Annotated in this window: 14 protein-coding genes; 6 read left to right on the forward strand and 8 right to left on the reverse strand. The window is 71.1% G+C overall.

Features of this window, described 5'->3' with window-relative positions; translation table 11 throughout:
* Nucleotides 1-5: 5 nt before the first annotated feature.
* Nucleotides 6-461, reverse strand: a complete 456-nt coding sequence (locus tag ACY1JF_RS06810; RefSeq protein ID WP_462704075.1) for a hypothetical protein — start codon at nucleotides 459-461, stop codon at nucleotides 6-8.
* Between the two features lie 363 nt (nucleotides 462-824).
* On the opposite strand from ACY1JF_RS06810, the gene ACY1JF_RS06815 reads away from it, so the two are divergent.
* Nucleotides 825-1,793: a diacylglycerol/lipid kinase family protein gene (locus ACY1JF_RS06815; protein ID WP_462704076.1), complete on the forward strand. Its 969-nt coding sequence runs from the start codon at nucleotides 825-827 to the stop codon at nucleotides 1,791-1,793.
* Nucleotides 1,794-2,111: 318 nt separating this feature from the next.
* Nucleotides 2,112-2,369, forward strand: a complete 258-nt coding sequence (locus tag ACY1JF_RS06820; protein ID WP_003973730.1) for a WhiB family transcriptional regulator — start codon at nucleotides 2,112-2,114, stop codon at nucleotides 2,367-2,369.
* Nucleotides 2,370-2,666: 297 nt separating this feature from the next.
* Here ACY1JF_RS06820 and ACY1JF_RS06825 read toward each other — a convergent pair whose 3' ends face one another.
* The gene (locus ACY1JF_RS06825) at nucleotides 2,667-4,133 is read right to left on the reverse strand and encodes a sensor histidine kinase (RefSeq protein ID WP_462704277.1); all 1,467 of its coding nucleotides are present in this window, start codon (nucleotides 4,131-4,133) and stop codon (nucleotides 2,667-2,669) included.
* A 495-nt stretch (nucleotides 4,134-4,628) separates the two neighbouring features.
* On the opposite strand from ACY1JF_RS06825, the gene nagB reads away from it, so the two are divergent.
* Nucleotides 4,629-5,414 (forward strand): glucosamine-6-phosphate deaminase, encoded by a 786-nt coding sequence (gene nagB / locus ACY1JF_RS06830; protein WP_462704077.1) that lies wholly within the window; start codon nucleotides 4,629-4,631, stop codon nucleotides 5,412-5,414.
* A 52-nt stretch (nucleotides 5,415-5,466) separates the two neighbouring features.
* On the opposite strand, the gene ACY1JF_RS06835 is transcribed toward nagB, so the two are convergent.
* The 4 genes from ACY1JF_RS06835 to ACY1JF_RS06850 form a co-directional block, all read right to left on the reverse strand.
* Complete coding sequence (locus ACY1JF_RS06835) at nucleotides 5,467-6,960, reverse strand: glycoside hydrolase family 3 protein (protein WP_462704078.1); 1,494 nt, start codon at nucleotides 6,958-6,960, stop codon at nucleotides 5,467-5,469.
* 8 nt (nucleotides 6,961-6,968) lie between these two features.
* Entirely contained in the window at nucleotides 6,969-7,799 is an 831-nt protein-coding gene (locus tag ACY1JF_RS06840) for a carbohydrate ABC transporter permease (RefSeq protein WP_462704079.1), read from the reverse strand.
* Nucleotides 7,796-8,782: a carbohydrate ABC transporter permease gene (locus ACY1JF_RS06845; protein WP_462704080.1), complete on the reverse strand. Its 987-nt coding sequence runs from the start codon at nucleotides 8,780-8,782 to the stop codon at nucleotides 7,796-7,798. Before ACY1JF_RS06845 ends, ACY1JF_RS06840 begins: the two co-directional genes overlap by 4 nt.
* A gap of 97 nt (nucleotides 8,783-8,879) precedes the next feature.
* Nucleotides 8,880-10,145 (reverse strand): extracellular solute-binding protein, encoded by a 1,266-nt coding sequence (locus ACY1JF_RS06850; protein ID WP_462704081.1) that lies wholly within the window; start codon nucleotides 10,143-10,145, stop codon nucleotides 8,880-8,882.
* Nucleotides 10,146-10,593: 448 nt separating this feature from the next.
* On the opposite strand from ACY1JF_RS06850, the gene ACY1JF_RS06855 reads away from it, so the two are divergent.
* The 3 genes from ACY1JF_RS06855 to mctP all read left to right on the forward strand — a co-directional run bounded on the left by ACY1JF_RS06855 (nucleotide 10,594) and on the right by mctP (nucleotide 13,443).
* Nucleotides 10,594-11,358: a GntR family transcriptional regulator gene (locus ACY1JF_RS06855; protein WP_462704082.1), complete on the forward strand. Its 765-nt coding sequence runs from the start codon at nucleotides 10,594-10,596 to the stop codon at nucleotides 11,356-11,358.
* Between the two features lie 211 nt (nucleotides 11,359-11,569).
* On the forward strand, nucleotides 11,570-11,836 hold the full coding sequence (locus ACY1JF_RS06860; RefSeq protein WP_462704083.1) for a DUF3311 domain-containing protein: 267 nt from the start codon (nucleotides 11,570-11,572) through the stop codon (nucleotides 11,834-11,836).
* The gene (gene mctP, locus ACY1JF_RS06865) at nucleotides 11,833-13,443 is read left to right on the forward strand and encodes a monocarboxylate uptake permease MctP (protein ID WP_462704084.1); all 1,611 of its coding nucleotides are present in this window, start codon (nucleotides 11,833-11,835) and stop codon (nucleotides 13,441-13,443) included. The genes ACY1JF_RS06860 and mctP overlap by 4 nt, the downstream gene beginning before the upstream one ends.
* Before the next feature lie 327 nt (nucleotides 13,444-13,770).
* Here the strand turns inward: mctP and ACY1JF_RS06870 are convergent, their stop codons facing one another.
* Entirely contained in the window at nucleotides 13,771-15,135 is a 1,365-nt protein-coding gene (locus ACY1JF_RS06870; RefSeq protein WP_462704085.1) for a bifunctional albaflavenone monooxygenase/terpene synthase, read from the reverse strand.
* On the reverse strand, nucleotides 15,132-16,247 hold the full coding sequence (gene cyc1 / locus ACY1JF_RS06875; protein ID WP_462704086.1) for an epi-isozizaene synthase: 1,116 nt from the start codon (nucleotides 16,245-16,247) through the stop codon (nucleotides 15,132-15,134). The genes ACY1JF_RS06870 and cyc1 overlap by 4 nt, the downstream gene beginning before the upstream one ends.
* Between the last annotated feature and the right edge of the window lie 32 nt (nucleotides 16,248-16,279).

The following is a 16,279-nucleotide window of genomic DNA, read 5'->3' on the forward strand; positions in this document are numbered from 1 at the left end:
CCGTGCTACTTCCGCGGCTCCCCGGGTCCCCTGATCCCGAGGGCCCGGGTGGTCTCGGGGTGGACGATCAGGACGAGCGCCGCGACGGCCACCACGGCCAGCACGATCCCGGCGGGAATGGCGACGCTGTCGGCCTGGAGCAGGTTGTAGGCCACCGGCAGCGCCATGATCTGCGTGATCACCGCCGGGCCCCGGCTCCAGCCGCGCCGGGCGAGCAGACCGCGGGCGGCGAGCAGCGGCAGCAGGGCGAGGACGATCAGGGTGATGCCGCCGGTGACGGCCTGGGAGCGGCTGTCGGGGTGCCCCGTGAGGCCGCCGACGAGCATCCAGGCCCCGCCGACGACGAGCGCGAGTCCCTCCAGTCCGGCGAGTACGGCCGCGGCGGTCAGCCGGGCGGGACGGGCGTCCGCCTCCCCGGCGGGGGAGGCTCCATCGGTGCTGGGGGTCGGCTCACTGCTCACCCCAGCAGGGTAGCCCGCACCGTCCGGCCGCCCGTGGCGAGCCCACGCCGCCGCCCGGCCAACCGGCCGACCGCCCTGCCACCGACCACCTGGCCACCGCCCGACCGCCCTGCCACCGGCCGCCCTGCCACCGGCTGCCCTGCCACCGGCCGACCACCACCCGGCCGCCCGACCACCGGCCGCCCCGCCGCCGAGGCCGGCCACCGCCCGGGCGCCCCGTGGCGCGTTCCCCACCACCGACGCACTGCGCAACACCTTCCCCACCGCCACCGGAACACCCCGTGGCGAGGTTCACGTCGGCCGCGCCGCCTGATCCACCGATCGGTCTGGGCCCGGTACCACCCAGTAGGTACGCTCGGACCCATGCGTGCACTCCTCGTGGTCAATCCGGCGGCAACCACCACGAGTGCGCGCACGCGCGACGTACTGATCCACGCGCTCGCCAGCGAGATGAAGCTGGAGGCGGTCACCACCGAGTACCGCGGCCACGCGCGCGACCTGGGCCGGCAGGCGGCGCAGAGCGACGACATCGAGCTGGTGGTGGCCCTCGGCGGCGACGGCACGGTCAACGAGGTCGTCAACGGCCTGCTGCACGCCGGCCCCGACCCGGACCGCCTCCCGCGCCTCGCGGTGGTCCCCGGCGGTTCCACCAACGTCTTCGCCCGCGCCCTCGGCCTGCCCAACCACGCGGTGGAGGCGACCGGCGCCCTGCTGGACGCCCTGCGCGAGGGCGGCGAGCGGACCGTCGGACTGGGCATGGCCTCCGGCACCCCGGGCACGGACGACGAGACCGTGCCGTCCCGCTGGTTCACCTTCAACGCCGGACTCGGCTTCGACGCCGGCGTGGTCGGCCGGGTCGAACAGCACCGCGAGCGCGGCAAGAAGTCCACCCACGCGCTCTACGTCCGCCAGGTGGTACGCCAGTTCTTCGGCGAGGCGCACCGCCGACAGGGCACGATCACGCTGTCGCGACCGGACGCGGACCCGGTGACCGGTCTGGTGCTGTCCATAGTCTCGAACACCTCGCCGTGGACGTTCCTGGGCAATCACCCGATGTACGCGTCACCTAAAGCCTCGTTCGACAAGGGCCTCGACGTGCTCGGTCTCAGCCGGATGACGACGGCCGCGGTTGCCCGGTATGGCACCCAGTTGCTCGCTTCGTCCCCCGAGCGCGGACCCCGGGGCAGACACGCGGTCTCCTTGCACGACATGTCCGAGTTCACCTTGCATTCGAAGGTGCCGCTGCCCCTCCAGATGGACGGTGACCACCTGGGGCTGCGCACGAGCGTGACGTTCACAGGCGTACGCCGTGCACTGCGTGTGATTGTGTGAGCAGAAGCAGCGAAAGTCCTTTCACTCGAACGTTTAGGCCAGGATCCACCCCATGGAAGTACGGCTGTGACCTAGTCGACACCGAAGAATCAAAAAAAACTTTCCGGAAGGGGTTGTATCCGCCGCTGAGGTTTGCGAGTCTCTACGTGGCGATCGGGACGGCCCGCAACATCGGCCTCCACAGATCACCGGAACCCCTCTTCGAATCAAGGACCACGCCAGGGAACCTGGTGGTCGGCCCTTCCCTTGTTGAGGGATTCGTGAAAGCGTTCACATTCACAAGCAATCTGCATGTAATACCAAGGAGAGGTAGCAGCCATGGACTGGCGTCACCGCGCCGTTTGCCGCGAAGAAGACCCCGAGCTCTTCTTCCCCATCGGCAACACCGGTCCTGCGCTGCTGCAGATCGAGGAAGCCAAGGCCGTCTGCCGCCGCTGCCCCGTCATGGAGCAGTGCCTGCAGTGGGCGCTCGAGTCCGGTCAGGACTCCGGCGTCTGGGGTGGTCTCAGCGAGGACGAGCGCCGTGCCATGAAGCGCCGCGCCGCCCGCAACCGGGCCCGTCAGGCCTCCGCCTGACCCACCCGCCCCGCGACAGCCTGAGCTTGGCGGCGCGTGCAGCGAGTACGCATCCCCCGCCCCCGAGCCGCAGCGCGCAGTACCCCGCAGCGAGCACTGGCCCCGGATCATCGTCGATCCGGGGCTTTTTGCTGCGCCGAGCCACCACCGATCACCGCACCGGATCGCCGCACCGAACACCCGCGGCGAACAATCGCACCGAACCCTGCGGCGAATAACCGCGGCGAATCCCCGTGGCGAATGCCGTACCGGCTCCCGCACCGGCTCCCGCACCGGCTTCCGGGCCGGCCCCTGCCGTTACTTCCGCGAGCGCACCGGAATGTCGAAGATCACCCGGGTGCCGCCCTCCGGGGCCGGGACCATGTCGAAGGAGCCGCTCAACTCGCCCTCCACCAGCGTCCGGACGATCTGGAGGCCCAGGTTCCCGGAGCGGTGCGGGTCGAAGTCCGCGGGCAGACCGACGCCGTCGTCCTGGACGGTGACCAGCAGCCGTGACTCCTTCGAGGTGCCGCCGCGGACCGCGGAGACCTCCACCGTGCCGGTGTCGCCCTCACGGAAGCCGTGCTCGAGGGCGTTCTGCAGCACCTCGGTCAGCACCATGGACAGCGGGGTCGCCACCTCCGCGTCCAGGATGCCGAAGTGACCGGTGCGCCGCCCGGCGACCTTGCCCGGCGAGATCTCGGCGACCATCGCGAGCACCCGGTCGGCGATCTCGTCGAACTCCACCCGCTCGTCCAGGTTCTGGGACAGCGTCTCATGCACGATGGCGATCGAGCCGACCCGGCGCACGGCCTCCTCCAGGGCCTCGCGCCCCCGCTCGGACTCGATGCGCCGCGCCTGGAGGCGGAGCAGGGCGGCCACCGTCTGGAGGTTGTTCTTCACCCGGTGGTGGATCTCCCGGATGGTGGCGTCCTTGGTGATCAACTCACGTTCGCGGCGGCGCAGTTCCGTGACGTCCCGCAGCAGCACCAGCGAACCGATGCGGGTGCCCTTGGGCTTGAGCGGAATGGCGCGGAACTGGATCACGCCGTCGGCGGCCTCGATCTCGAACTCGCGCGGCGCCCAGCCGCTGGCCACCTTGGCGAGCGCCTCGTCCACCGGCCCGTGGGTCGGGGCGAGTTCGGCGGTGGTACGGCCCAGGTGGTGGCCGACCAGGTCGGCGGCGAGCCCCATGCGGTGGTAGGCCGACAGCGCGTTCGGGGAGGCGTACTGCACGATCCCCTCCCCGTCGACCCGGATCAGGCCGTCGCCGACACGCGGCGAGGCGTCCATGTCGACCTGCTGGTTCTCGAACGGGAAGGCGCCGGCCGCGATCATCTGGGCGAGGTCGGAGGCGCTCTGGAGGTAGGTCAGCTCCAGGCGGCTCGGGGTGCGCACGGTGAGCAGGTTGGTGTTGCGGGCGATCACGCCGAGGACGCGGCCCTGGCGCCGCACCGGGATCGACTCGATGCGGACCGGGACCTCCTCGCGCCACTCCGGGTCACCCTCGCGCACGATCCGGCCCTCGTCCAGCGCGATGTCCAGCATGGGGCGCCGGCCGCGCGGGACCAGATGGCCGACCATGTCGTCCTGGTACGAGGTGGGGCCGGTGTTGGGCCGCATCTGGGCGACGGAGACGTACCGGGTGCCGTCACGGGTGGGCACCCACAGGACCAGGTCGGCGAAGGAGAGGTCGGAGAGGAGCTGCCACTCCGAGACCAGCAGGTGCAGCCATTCCAGGTCGGACCTGTCGAGGGCGGTGTGCTGGCGTACGAGTTCGTTCATGGAGGGCACGTGGTGAGCGTACCTGGCGGCCCGGGCCGCGGACGGAACCAGCCGTTCCCCGGCCCCGGCCCCGAAGACACCCGCGGGCCGCGGCGCCTGGGAGGGACCCTCAACCCTCCCGGCACCGCAGCCCGGAGCGACAACGGCCGCGGGCTGTGCGGTCCCGGTCGGCCGATGGCCGAGGAGCCGGGGCAGTCAGGGCAGAGAGCTCCGGTTCCTCGGTCCGCCCTCCTGTGCGGGGAGAGCGGAAGCACGAGCCCATTGTGGACTGGACCACTGTCGGTGTCCATGCACGGGGACGGGTTCGCGTTGTCGCTTCCCCACGACTGCTCGGACGTCCGAGCAGTCGGCAGCAGCCTAGCCCGGACGGGTCGTGCGCGGGGCCGGTAAGGGGTCGCTCTGTTAAATTGTTCTGAGGATTGGTCTAAACCACATGACACCGCCCGGCCCTTCCCGGGTGTTCCCGAGTCCCCCTCCTCAGAACGGCAGGCCAGCGTGGAAGTTGTCATCGTTCCGGACGCCAGGGCGGGCGGCGAGCTGATCGCCGAGGCCATGGCACAGCTGCTCAGGCGCAAGCCCGAGGCCCTGCTCGGAGTGGCCACCGGCTCGACCCCGCTGCCGGTGTACGAGGCGCTGGCGGCGAAGGCGCGCGCGGGTGCCGTGGACGCCTCCCGGGCGCGGATAGCCCAGCTCGACGAGTACGTGGGGCTGCCGGCGGAGCACCCCGAGTCCTACCGGTCGGTGCTGCGGCGCGAGGTGCTCCAGCCGCTCGGCATCGGCATGGACGCGTTCCTGGGGCCCGACGGCACGGCGGCGGACGTACCGGCGGCGTGCGCGGCGTACGACCGGGCGCTGGCCGAGGCCGGCGGGGTCGACCTGCAACTGCTGGGGATCGGGACCGACGGGCACATCGGTTTCAACGAGCCGTGCTCCTCGCTGGCCTCCCGGACCCGGATCAAGACGCTGACCGAGCAGACCCGGGTGGACAACGCGCGCTTCTTCGGCGGTGACATCACGCAGGTGCCGCACCACGTGATCACCCAGGGCATCGGCACCATCCTGGAGGCCCGGCACCTGGTGCTGCTGGCCACCGGCGAGGGCAAGGCGGACGCGGTCGCCGCGACGGTCGAGGGACCGGTCGCGGCGGTGTGCCCGGCCTCGGCGCTCCAGCTCCACCCGCACGCCACGGTCGTCGTCGACGAGGCCGCCGCGTCGAAGCTGAGGCTGGCCGGCTACTTCCGGCACACGTACGCCGACAAGCCGCGGTGGCAGGGGATCTGAGCCACGTACGGGAAGGCGCCGGCCCCCACGGGAGGGGGGACCGGCGCCTTCCTCATGCCCGCACGCCCGCGATGACCTCCGCCGCCGCCCGGCCGCAGACCCGGGCCGCGCCGTGGGTGGCCAGGTGCGGGGCGCCGCGGGGCGGGGCCTGCGGGACGCCCATCTCGACCACGACGGTGTCGGGGCGGGCGGCCAGCAGGGTGTCCAGGGCCGCCGCCATCCAGGGGTGGCGGTGCTCGTCGCGGACCACGGCCACCACCCGGTGCCCCCCGGCCGCCCGCAGCACCTCGGCGCCGGCCTCCGGGCCGGTGAAGCTGCCCGTCCGCGTGCCGGGGAGCAGCCGGAGCAGCTCGGCGGCGACGCCCCACGGGGTCTCGTCGCCGACCGCGATGTTCGGGGCGGGGGTGAGCTGCGCGACGTAGGGCGGCGCGGTGAGCGGGGCGGAAGAGGCGGCGCCGGTGACGCGCAGGGCGCGGCGGGCGGCGCGCAGGCCCACCTCCTCGTCGGGCGCGGCCGGCCGTACCGAGGCCCGGGCGGCCGTCGTCCAGCGGGCCAGGGCGCGGACCCGCCCGGCCGCGTCCGCCAGGCGTTCCTCGGGCAGCTCGCCGGAGCGCACGGCGCCGACCAGGGCGTCGCGCAGCCGCCGTACGGTGTCCTCGTCCGAGAGGCCGCCGCCCACGCAGATCGCGTCGGCGCCGGCCGCGACCGCGAGGACGGTGCCGCGTTCGATGCCGTAGGCGCCGGCGATGGCCCGCATCTCGATGCCGTCGGTGACGATCAGGCCGTCGTAGCCCAGTTCGCCGCGGAGGAGGTCGGTCAGGACCCGTGGGGAGAGCGTGCCGGGGAGGTCGGGGTCCAGGGCCGGGGCGAGGATGTGGGCGCTCATGACCGCGCGGGTGCCGGCGGCGATCGCGGCGCGGAAGGGGACCAGGTCGCGTTCGGCCAGCACCGTGGCGTCCGCGTCGATGCGGGGCACCGCGTGGTGCGAGTCGACGGCGGTGTCGCCGTGCCCGGGGAAGTGCTTCGCGCACGCTGCCACACCCGCCGATTGCAGGCCGGTGACGTAGGCGGCGGTGTGCCGGGCGACCAGGGCGGGGTCGGCGCCGAAGGACCGTACGCCGATCACCGGGTTGTCGGGGTTGGCGTTGACGTCGGCCGAGGGCGCCCAGTCGAAGTCGACGCCGCAGGCCGCGAGGCGGCGGCCCAGTTCGGCGGCGACCGCCCGGGTCAGGTCGGGGTCGTCGACCGCGCCGAGGGCGTTGTTGCCCGGGAAGGAGGAGCCGGTGCGCACCTCCAGGCGGGTGACGTCGCCGCCCTCCTCGTCGATGGCGACGAGTACGTCGTCGCGCTCGGCGCGCACCTGGGCGGTGAGCGCGGCGACCTGCTCGGCGGTGGCGATGTTGCGGCCGAACAGGGCGACGGAGGCCAGCCCCTCGCCGAGGCGGCGCAGCAGCCAGTCGGGGGCGGTGGTGCCGGTGAAGCCGGGCTGGAGGACGGCGAGGGCGTCGCGGGTGAGGGTGTCGGTACCCCTGGTGAGGGTGGTCATCGGTGGCGTCAGCCCTTCACGGCACCGGCGGTCAGGCCGCTGACGGCCTTGCGCTGGAGGAAGACGAACAGGATCAGGATCGGGACGGCGAAGAGCGAGGAGGCGGCCATCGTGGCGCCCCAGTCGTTGCCGAAGACGGTCTGGAAGCTCGACAGCCACAGCGGCAGGGTCTGCGCCCCGGCCTCCTTGTTGACCACCAGGACCAGCGGGAACTCGTTCCAGGCGGTGATGAAGCCGAACATCGAGGTGGACATCAGACCCGGCGCGAGCAGCGGCAGGATGACCCGGCGGAACGCCTGGGCACGGGTGCAGCCGTCGACCATGGCGGACTCCTCCAGTTCCTTCGGCACGGCGGCGACGAAGCCGCGCAGCGTCAGGATGGTGAAGGGCAGGATCATCATCGTGTAGAAGAGCGTCAGCGGGACCAGGCTGTTCAGCATCGAGGCGTCCCGGACGATCATGTAGATCGCGATGATCATGACTTCCCAGGGTGCCATCTGGGCGCACATGAAGCCGATGACGAAGCCGCGCCGCCCCCTGAACCGCATCCGGGCCAGGGCGAAGGAACCGAGCAGCGCGACGACCAGCGAGAAGACGACCGCCAGGGCGGTGACGATCAGCGAGTTGGCCGCCATCGTCCAGAAGTTGTCGGCGTCGACCGCCGTCCTGAAGTGCTCGAAGGTGACGTCGGTGGGGAACCACACCGGGTCCTGCGAGATGATGTCGCCGGTCGGCTTGAACGCCGTGGCGAACATCCAGTACACCGGGAAGACGAAGCCGGCGAACAGCACGACGGCCGTGACGTTGGGCCACAGCCGGCCCGGGAGCGAGCGCTTCACGCCTCGTCCTCCTCTTGCTTGAGCACGATCCTGAGGTAGTACGCGGTCAGGCCGAGCATGATCAGGATGGTCAGGACGGCGATCGCCGCGCCCATGCCGTAGTGCTGGTTGCCGACGCCCTCGACGTAGGCGTAGACCGGCAGGATCTCGGTGAGCCGGTCCGGGCCGCCGCCGTTGAAGCTGAAGACCTGGACGAACGCCTTGAAGACCCAGATGATCTCCAGGAACGTCGTCGCGTAGAGGAACGGCCGCAGGAACGGCATGGTCACGGTGGTGAAGCTCCGCCAGACGCCGGCGCCGTCCAGGGCCGCGGCCTCGTACAGCTCGCCGGGGATGGTGGTGGTCGCCGCGTAGAGGTTGATCGCGACGAACGGGACGGACATCCACACGATCAGCAGGGTGACGACGGAGAACGTCGACAGCTGGCTGCTGGTCCAGGAGTAGTCGGCCATCGAGTGCCGGCCGAGCTTGTCCAGGACCCAGTTGACGACGCCGAAGCGCTGGGCGAACAGCCACTGGTAGACGGTGGTCGCGGCGACCACCGGCATGGCCCAGGCCAGCACCAGGCCGATCAGCAGGGTGGTCCGCATCCGCCTGCCGAGGCGGGCGAGGAGGAGGCCGACCAGGGTGCCCGCGACCATGATCAGGGCGACGTTGACCGCCGTGAACAGGATGGAGCGCAGGGTGACCCGCCAGAAGTCCTCTCCGGTGAGGACCTGGGTGTAGTTGTCGACGCCGTTCCACTCGGTGGCGTGCTGGATCAGCTGCGCCATGTTGAGGTTCTGGAACGACAGCAGCAGGTCCTTCAGCAGCGGCCAGCCGAGCAGCAGCACGGTGGCCGCGACGGCGGGCAGCAGCAACAGGTACGGGACGAGCGCGCCGGTGCGCGACGCGGCTCTCGGTGCCGGCCCGCCAAACGTCCCGTCGGCCGTCCTGCTGACGTCCGCCGGGCCGGAGGGCGGCCGTTCGGTCTGCACGGTCATGCTCGCGATCTCTCTCCTCGGCCTGGACGGCTGTCGGCCTGTACGGCGCCGGGGGCGGGGGCCGGCCGGTGGCCGTCCCCCGCCGCTGCCGAAGCTCCTACTGCTGCTGCGCCAGGCGCTTGTTGAACTCGCCCTCGACCTGCTCGGCCGCCTGTGCGGGCGACTTTCCGTTCAGTACGGCGGTCATGTACGTCTTGATGGGGTTGGGGGCGTTCTCCACCGCGGCCCACTCCGGGATCAGCGGCGTGGTGCCGCCGACGGCGGCGGCCGGGGCGGCGGCCTCGGCCGGGGCGTTGCCCTTCAGGTTGGTCTGGAGGGACTCCTTGTTCGGGATGACGCCGTTCTCCTTGGCGAGCTGCCCCTCGAACTTGTCGGACAGGGCGAGCTTCAGGAACTCCTTGGCCAGCTCCTGCTTGGTGGAGCCGGCGGCGACGGCCAGGTTGGAGCCGCCCAGGAAGACGCCCTCGGGCTTGTCGGCCGTGGCGCCGGGGATGGTGAAGTAGCCGATGTCCTGCTCGATCTCCGGGTTGGCCTCGATGGCGGTGGCGGCCTCCCAGCCCATGCCGATGAAGGCGCCGACGTCGCCCTTGGCGAACACCTCGGCCTGCTGCGGGGTGGCCTCGTCCTTGTCCTTGGGGGCGTCGGAGAGGTCCTGGAACTTCTTGTAGGTCTCCATCGCCGCGGCGACCTTGGGGTCGTCCAGGTTGGAGACGTACGTGTCGCCGTCCTTCTCGACCAGTTCGCCGCCCTCGCCGATCACCAGGCCGACGAAGTGGTACCAGTTCTGGCCGGGCAGGTAGATCGGCTCGGCGTCGGTCTTGGCGCCGATCGTCTTCAGGTCCTCGTAGAACTCGTCCCGGGTCCTGGGCGTGTCCTTGATGCCCGCGTCGGCCCAGACCTTCTTGTTGTAGACGACGACGCGGTTGGCGAAGTACCAGGGCGTCGCGTACTGCTTGCCCTCGTAGACGGAGGAGGCGTTGAGGGACTCGGTCCACTCGCCGCCGATCTCCTCCTTGAGGTCGCCGAGGTCGGCGAGGCCGCCGGTCTTGGCGTAGGCGGGGGTCTGGGTGTTGCCGATCTCGAAGACGTCCGGCGGGTTCTCCTCGGAGAGGGCGGTGGTCAGCTTCTGCTGGATGCCGTTCCACTGCTGGATCTCGAACTCGACCTTCGAACCGGTCTGCTTCTCGAAGGCGGCGCCCAGGTCCTTCTGCCACTGGTCGGGGGAGGATCCGTCCATCACCCACACGGTGAGGGTCTGGCCCTTCGTCCCGGCCTCGCCGTCCCCGCCGCCGTCGCCCCCGCACGCCGCGATGGAGACCATCATGCCCGCGACACCGATCGCGGATATCAGCTTGCGCTTCACGCCACCCTCCTCAGGGATGCCACAACCCCCCTGCCTCCCCGCGGTAACTCGCCGACGCGTGACCGCCCTTGGGCCGGGACTGGACCAATGGTGTAGACCAGTACGGGGAGACTGGCCCAGACCAATAGGACTGTCAAGGGTGTTCAACCGGCCTCCGGACCTCCGTGATGCGACCGAGATATGCAGGGACCCTGCATTCCGCGGGCGGCGGACCGGGCCCCGCACGGCGCCCGTACCACAACCCCGCGGACCGTGGCGCGAAGGGGCCGCGGCGGCGGGTACCACGCGGGCTTGACGGCGCGGTGGACTAGACCAACGGTGGCCCCAGAGGTATACAGAGGGGGTCACGGAGCGTGCGGGACCACCCCGCGGCGCTCCGTGCCACGATGTGAGCCGCGGCCGGCCGGGGACGTCGGCCGCTTCGGCATCCGGAGCCGGGAAGGCAGCGATGAGCACCGACGTCAGCAGTGCGGAGAACGAGGGTGGGGCGACCGTCCGTACCGCGCGCGTGCCCAAGTACTACCGCCTGAAGAAGCACCTGCTCGACATGACGCGGACCCAGGTGCCCGGCACGCCCGTCCCGCCGGAGCGCACGCTGGCCGCCGAGTTCGACACCTCCCGCACCACCGTCCGCCAGGCCCTCCAGGAACTCGTCGTCGAGGGCCGCCTGGAGCGCATCCAGGGCAAGGGCACCTTCGTCGCCAAGCCCAAGGTCTCGCAGGCGCTGCAGCTCACCTCGTACACCGAGGACATGCGCGCCCAAGGGCTGGAACCCACGTCCCAGTTGCTGGACGTGGGCTACATCGGCGCCGACGACCGGATCGCCGCGCTCCTGGACATCGCCGCCGGCGGCCGGGTGCTGCGCATCGAGCGGCTGCGCATGGCCAACGGGGAACCCATGGCCATCGAGACCACGCACCTGAGCGCCAAGCGCTTCCCGGCCCTGCGCCGCTCCCTGGTCAAGTACACGTCCCTCTACACCGCCCTCGCCGAGGTCTACGACGTCCACCTCGCCGAGGCCGAGGAGACCATCGAGACCTCGCTGGCCACCCCGCGCGAGGCCGGCCTGCTCGGCACCGACGTGGGCCTGCCGATGCTGATGCTCTCCCGGCACTCGCGGGACCGGGAGGGCCGGCCGGTGGAGTGGGTGCGGTCGGTGTACCGGGGGGACCGGTACAAGTTCGTGGCACGGCTGAAGCGGCCGCGGGACTGACGTGCGCGGACCGGCGCGGGGCCGGGCGCGGACCGGACGGATCAGCGGGCGGCAAACCCGTGTGCGGGTCCTCGCCGCTGCTGAGCGGCTTTCGCGGGGCCGTTCCGGTCCTCGGGACCGATATGCGGACAGGGTCTTCCGCTGTCGTGTAACCGTCACCTAGATTGCCTCCGCGTTACAGGGGTGACCACCTAGGGGACGGAGCCGCCGCATGTCACAAGCCTCAGGAACGAGCTCGGGACCGGTGGTGACGCCGGTGCGCGTGATCATCGGCCTCTGCCTCGTCGCACCGTTCGTCGCCATGCTCTGGGTCGGGTCGTACGCGAGGACCGACCCGGCGTTCATCGGCATCCCGTTCTTCTACTGGTACCAGATGGCCTGGGTACTGGTCTCGGCGGCGCTGACGACGGTCGCGTACAAGCTGTGGCAGCGCGACCAGCGGGCCCGGCGCGCTCCCCAGGGGGGTGCGGCCAAGTGAACGACGGCGTCAACGGCGTGGCACTCGCCGTCTTCGTCCTCTTCTTCGTCCTGGTCACCGCGATGGGCTTCCTGGCCGCGCGCTGGCGCCGGGCCGAGAACGAGGCCAGCCTCGACGAATGGGGCCTGGGCGGACGCTCCTTCGGCACCTGGATCACCTGGTTCCTGCTGGGCGGCGACCTCTACACCGCGTACACCTTCGTCGCCGTCCCCGCGGCGATCTACGCGGCGGGCGCCTCCGGCTTCTTCGCGGTGCCGTACACGATCCTGGTCTACCCGCTGATCTTCACCTTCCTGCCCCGCCTGTGGTCGGTCTCGCACAAGCACGGGTACGTGACGACCTCGGACTTCGTGCGCGGCCGGTTCGGCTCGAAGGGACTGTCGCTGGCGGTCGCCGTCACCGGCATCCTCGCCACCATGCCGTACATCGCGCTCCAACTGGTCGGCATCCAGGCCGTGCTGGACGTGATGGGCGTCGGCGGCGGCCAGGACACCCACTGGTTCGTCAAGGACCTGCCCCTGCTGATCGCCTTCGGCGTGCTCGCGGCGTACACGTACTCGTCCGGGTTGCGGGCGCCCGCGCTGATCGCGTTCGTCAAGGACACGCTCATTTACATCGTGATCGCGGTCGCCGTCGTCTACATCCCGATCGAGCTGGGCGGCTTCGACGACATCTTCGCCGCGGCCGGGGAGAAGTTCGAGGCGGCGGGCGCGGGCGGGGTGACCCCGCCCGACACCGGCCAGTGGACGTACGCCACCCTGGCCCTCGGCTCGGCGCTGGCGCTGTTCATGTACCCGCACTCGATCACCGCGACGCTGTCCTCGCGCAGCCGTGAGGTGATCCGCCGCAACGCCACGATCCTGCCGCTGTACTCCCTGATGCTGGGGCTGCTGGCGCTGCTGGGCTTCATGGCGATCGCGGCCGGCGTCAAGGTGGACAACGGCCAGTTGGCGATCCCCCAGCTCTTCGAGGACATGTTCCCGGACTGGTTCGCGGGCGTGGCCTTCGCGGCGATCGGCATCGGCGCGCTGGTCCCGGCGGCCATCATGTCCATCGCCGCCGCCAACCTCTTCACCCGCAACATCTACAAGGACTTCATCAAGCCCGACGCCACGCCTCAGCAGGAGACCAAGGTCTCCAAGCTGGTGTCGCTGCTGGTGAAGGTGGGCGCGCTGGTCTTCGTGCTCGGCATGGACAAGACGGTCGCGATCAACTTCCAGCTGCTGGGCGGCATCTGGATCCTGCAGACCTTCCCGGCTCTGGTCGGCGGCCTGTTCACCCGCTGGTTCCACCGCTGGGCGCTGCTGGCCGGCTGGGCGGTCGGCATGGTCTACGGCACGCTCGCGGCGTACGGCGTCTCCTCGCCGACGCAGGCGCACTTCGGCGGCTCGTCGGAGGAGATCCCGGGCATCGGGGAGATCGGGTACATCGGTCTGACGGCGTTCGTGCTCAACGTGCTGGTGACGGTGGTCCTGACCTTCGTCCTGCGCGCGGCCAAGGCCCCCGACGGCATCGACCGGACCAGCCCGGAGGACTACACGGCGGACGCGGGCGACCCGGGCGTGGAGGTGGAGCTGCCGCCGGCGACGTCCGGCTCCGCGCACTGAGACGCGCCCCTGGCGGGCGCGGGGGCCGTACCACGAGCCACGACCGGCCCGCGGCGGGCCGCCGAGAAGACCCACGACGGCGGGCCCGCACCCGTGCACGCTCCTCGCCCGGACTTCCGCATCCACCCGGCCCGCCCCACCGGGCACACCACCCTCGGAGAGATCACTCCCACCGCCTGCCTCCACGACTTCGGTGCGTCCGGCGCCCGCCTCGAAGAACTCCGCGACACGGCGAAACGCGCCGCCGGTTCACCCGGGCACCGCCCCGCACGCCCGCCGGCGCACGTCCAGGAGCCCGAGGGCGCCTGGACGTGCGCTCCGCGTCCGTCAGCGGGGCAGGGCCCGCAGCCGCAGCCGGCGCGGCCGGAGCGTGATGCCGATCCGCGGCCGGGCGTCCGACCCCGGCGCGTGCTCGAACCGGAAGGCGGCGGCGATCACGGCGGTGACGAGCGTCAGCTCGGCCATGGAGAAGTGATCGCTGGGGCACTTGCGGTTGCCCACGCTGAACGGGGCCATCGCGTACTTGGGCACTTCTGCGCCCCGTCCGTCGAGCCACCGGTCGGGGTCGAACTCCGCGTGCCGCTCGAAGGAGCGCCGGTCGCGCTGGACCGCGTAGGGGCTGTAGATGACGTCCGCCCCGGCCGGGACGCGGTACCCGCCCAGCTCGGTGTCGGCCACCGCCCGGCGGGTCAGGATCCACACGGCGGGATACAGCCGCATGGTCTCCAGGACCACGTTGGCGGTGTGCGTCAGCTTCCGGACGTCCTCGAACGCCACCGGGCGGTCACCGACGACGTCCTCCACCTCGTCGCGGATCCTGTCGCCCAGCTCCGGGTGGTCGGTGAGCACCAGGAGCAACGACATGAGCACGGAGCCGACGGTCTCGCTGCCGGGGGTGAGGATCGCGATGACCTGGTCGTGGATCTCCTGTTCCCCGATGGGCTCGCCCTTCTCGTCCGTCGCGTCCAGCAAAGCCGTCAGCAAATCGTCCGGTTTGCGGCCGCCGGCCCGGCGGTCGGCGACGATCTCGTCCACCAGGAGATGCAGGTCGGCCAACGCGCGGTTGAATTCGCGGTTGCCCGGCACGGGTATCCGGTAGAGCGGCCCGAGGGGGACGACCATACGCTGGTACATGCCGCTGAACAGGATGGCGAGGTCGGTGCATATCCGTTCGGCACGGTCATCCATGTAGGTGCCGCGCATCAGGCAGCGGGCGGATATCCGGACCGCCACCCGGAAGGACTCCGAGGTGATGTCGAGGACCTGGCCGGAACTCCAGCGCCGCACCAGCGCGTACGCCTCCTCGGCCATGACCGGCCCGTAGGCGGGGATCGCGTCGAGCCGGAACGCGGGCTGGATGGTGCGCCGCTGGCGCCGGTGCGTCGGGCCGTTGGCGGTGGCCACCCCCTCCTTGCCCAGCAGGCTCTCCAGGGACTCCCAGAGCGGGCCGGCGATGACGTAGTCGGGGCTGAGCGCCAGGGCTCCGGTGAGGTGCGGGGCGGTGACGGCGTACACCGTCTTGGGGCCGAGGCGGAGGCGGACCACGTCGCCGTGGTCGCGGAGCCGGACCATGAAGGCCAGCGGGTCGCGGACGAGTTTCAGGCCGTGGCCGAGCAGCGGCAGGCCGCCGCCGGCCAGGGGCGGCTCGGTCGCCGCCGCGGTGGTGCGGGGGTTCGCCGACTCGACGGTCATGCCTCACCTGCCGCTGTGCCGAGGACGCTCTCGCCGGGGACGGCCCCGTCGGTGACGTACGGGGGTGTGGACCGGTCGTTCCAGCTGTCGACGGCGTACCGGCCGGACTCGTGGTGGAACCAGTAGACGGAACCGAACCAGTTGCGCATATTGCCCACGCAGATGTGCACGGCGTTGCTGAGTTCTTTTCCGCACACGGTCCCGTCGGCGAGTTCGTCGGCGAACCGCAGCGCGTCCCGCTCGGCCGCGATGAATTCCACGACGCATTCCTGCACACGCCGCCTCAGTTCCGCCGTCGCCTCTTCGAGGGTCAGCTCCTCATGGGTGATGAGGCTGATTCCGAGATTGTGCACCTCGGCCCCCGCCAATTCCTTCGGTAAGGAGCACAGGTCGTTGTACCAGGCGGCGTATTCCTGGCTCAGCAGTGCCGCCCGCCGGTATGCCGGGTGTTTGCGCACGGGATCCGGCAGCTCGCGGCCCGCGCTCGGCTCCAGCAGGTCCGTCCAGATCCAGTGCGCGAAGGTGAGCCGGCGCAGCGCCAGGTACTCGTCGACGGGCGGCACGACGCCGTGCGCCCGGTTGTGGAACTCGCGGTCGTAGGCGTCGATCACCGCGTGGAAGTGCCGGGCGAACCGGGCGTTCCACGTGCCCGGCAGGAAGGAGTACAGCCGCTCCACGCTGTCCGCCAGCCCGGCCACCAGAGCGTCCTCGTGGTCCAGGTGGTCCCGGGGGGAGTCGAGCGCCGTGTGCAGCCGGTCCCGCAGCCGCCGCCAGGCTGCCGCGCGCCCGTGGACGATGTCGCGGTCGTGCCGGTCGTCCCAGACGAAGAACCAGGCGCTGTAGTCCGCTATCGCCTGGAGCACCTCGTCGGGCGCGCCCAGGTAGTACCCGGCCATGAGATCCGTGTAGCACAGGCCGTCGGCATATTCGGCGACCTTGTCCACGGGCATCAGCCGTTTCTCCAGGAGCCAGGCGCGGGTGTTCTCCTGAAGCTCTGGCCAATACTCGTGGAGGTGCCGGGGAAACGCCGCTTCGACCAGAGGGAGGGAGAGCGGGGGTGGAACCGCCGCCCCGGTCGGTGTCGGTGTGGTGCCGGTTGGGAAAGCAAGCACGAACTGGCCCCTCTCAGCCGCCGGAGGCGCGC

The organism is Streptomyces sp. SYSU D01066-1, from assembly GCF_054956795.1.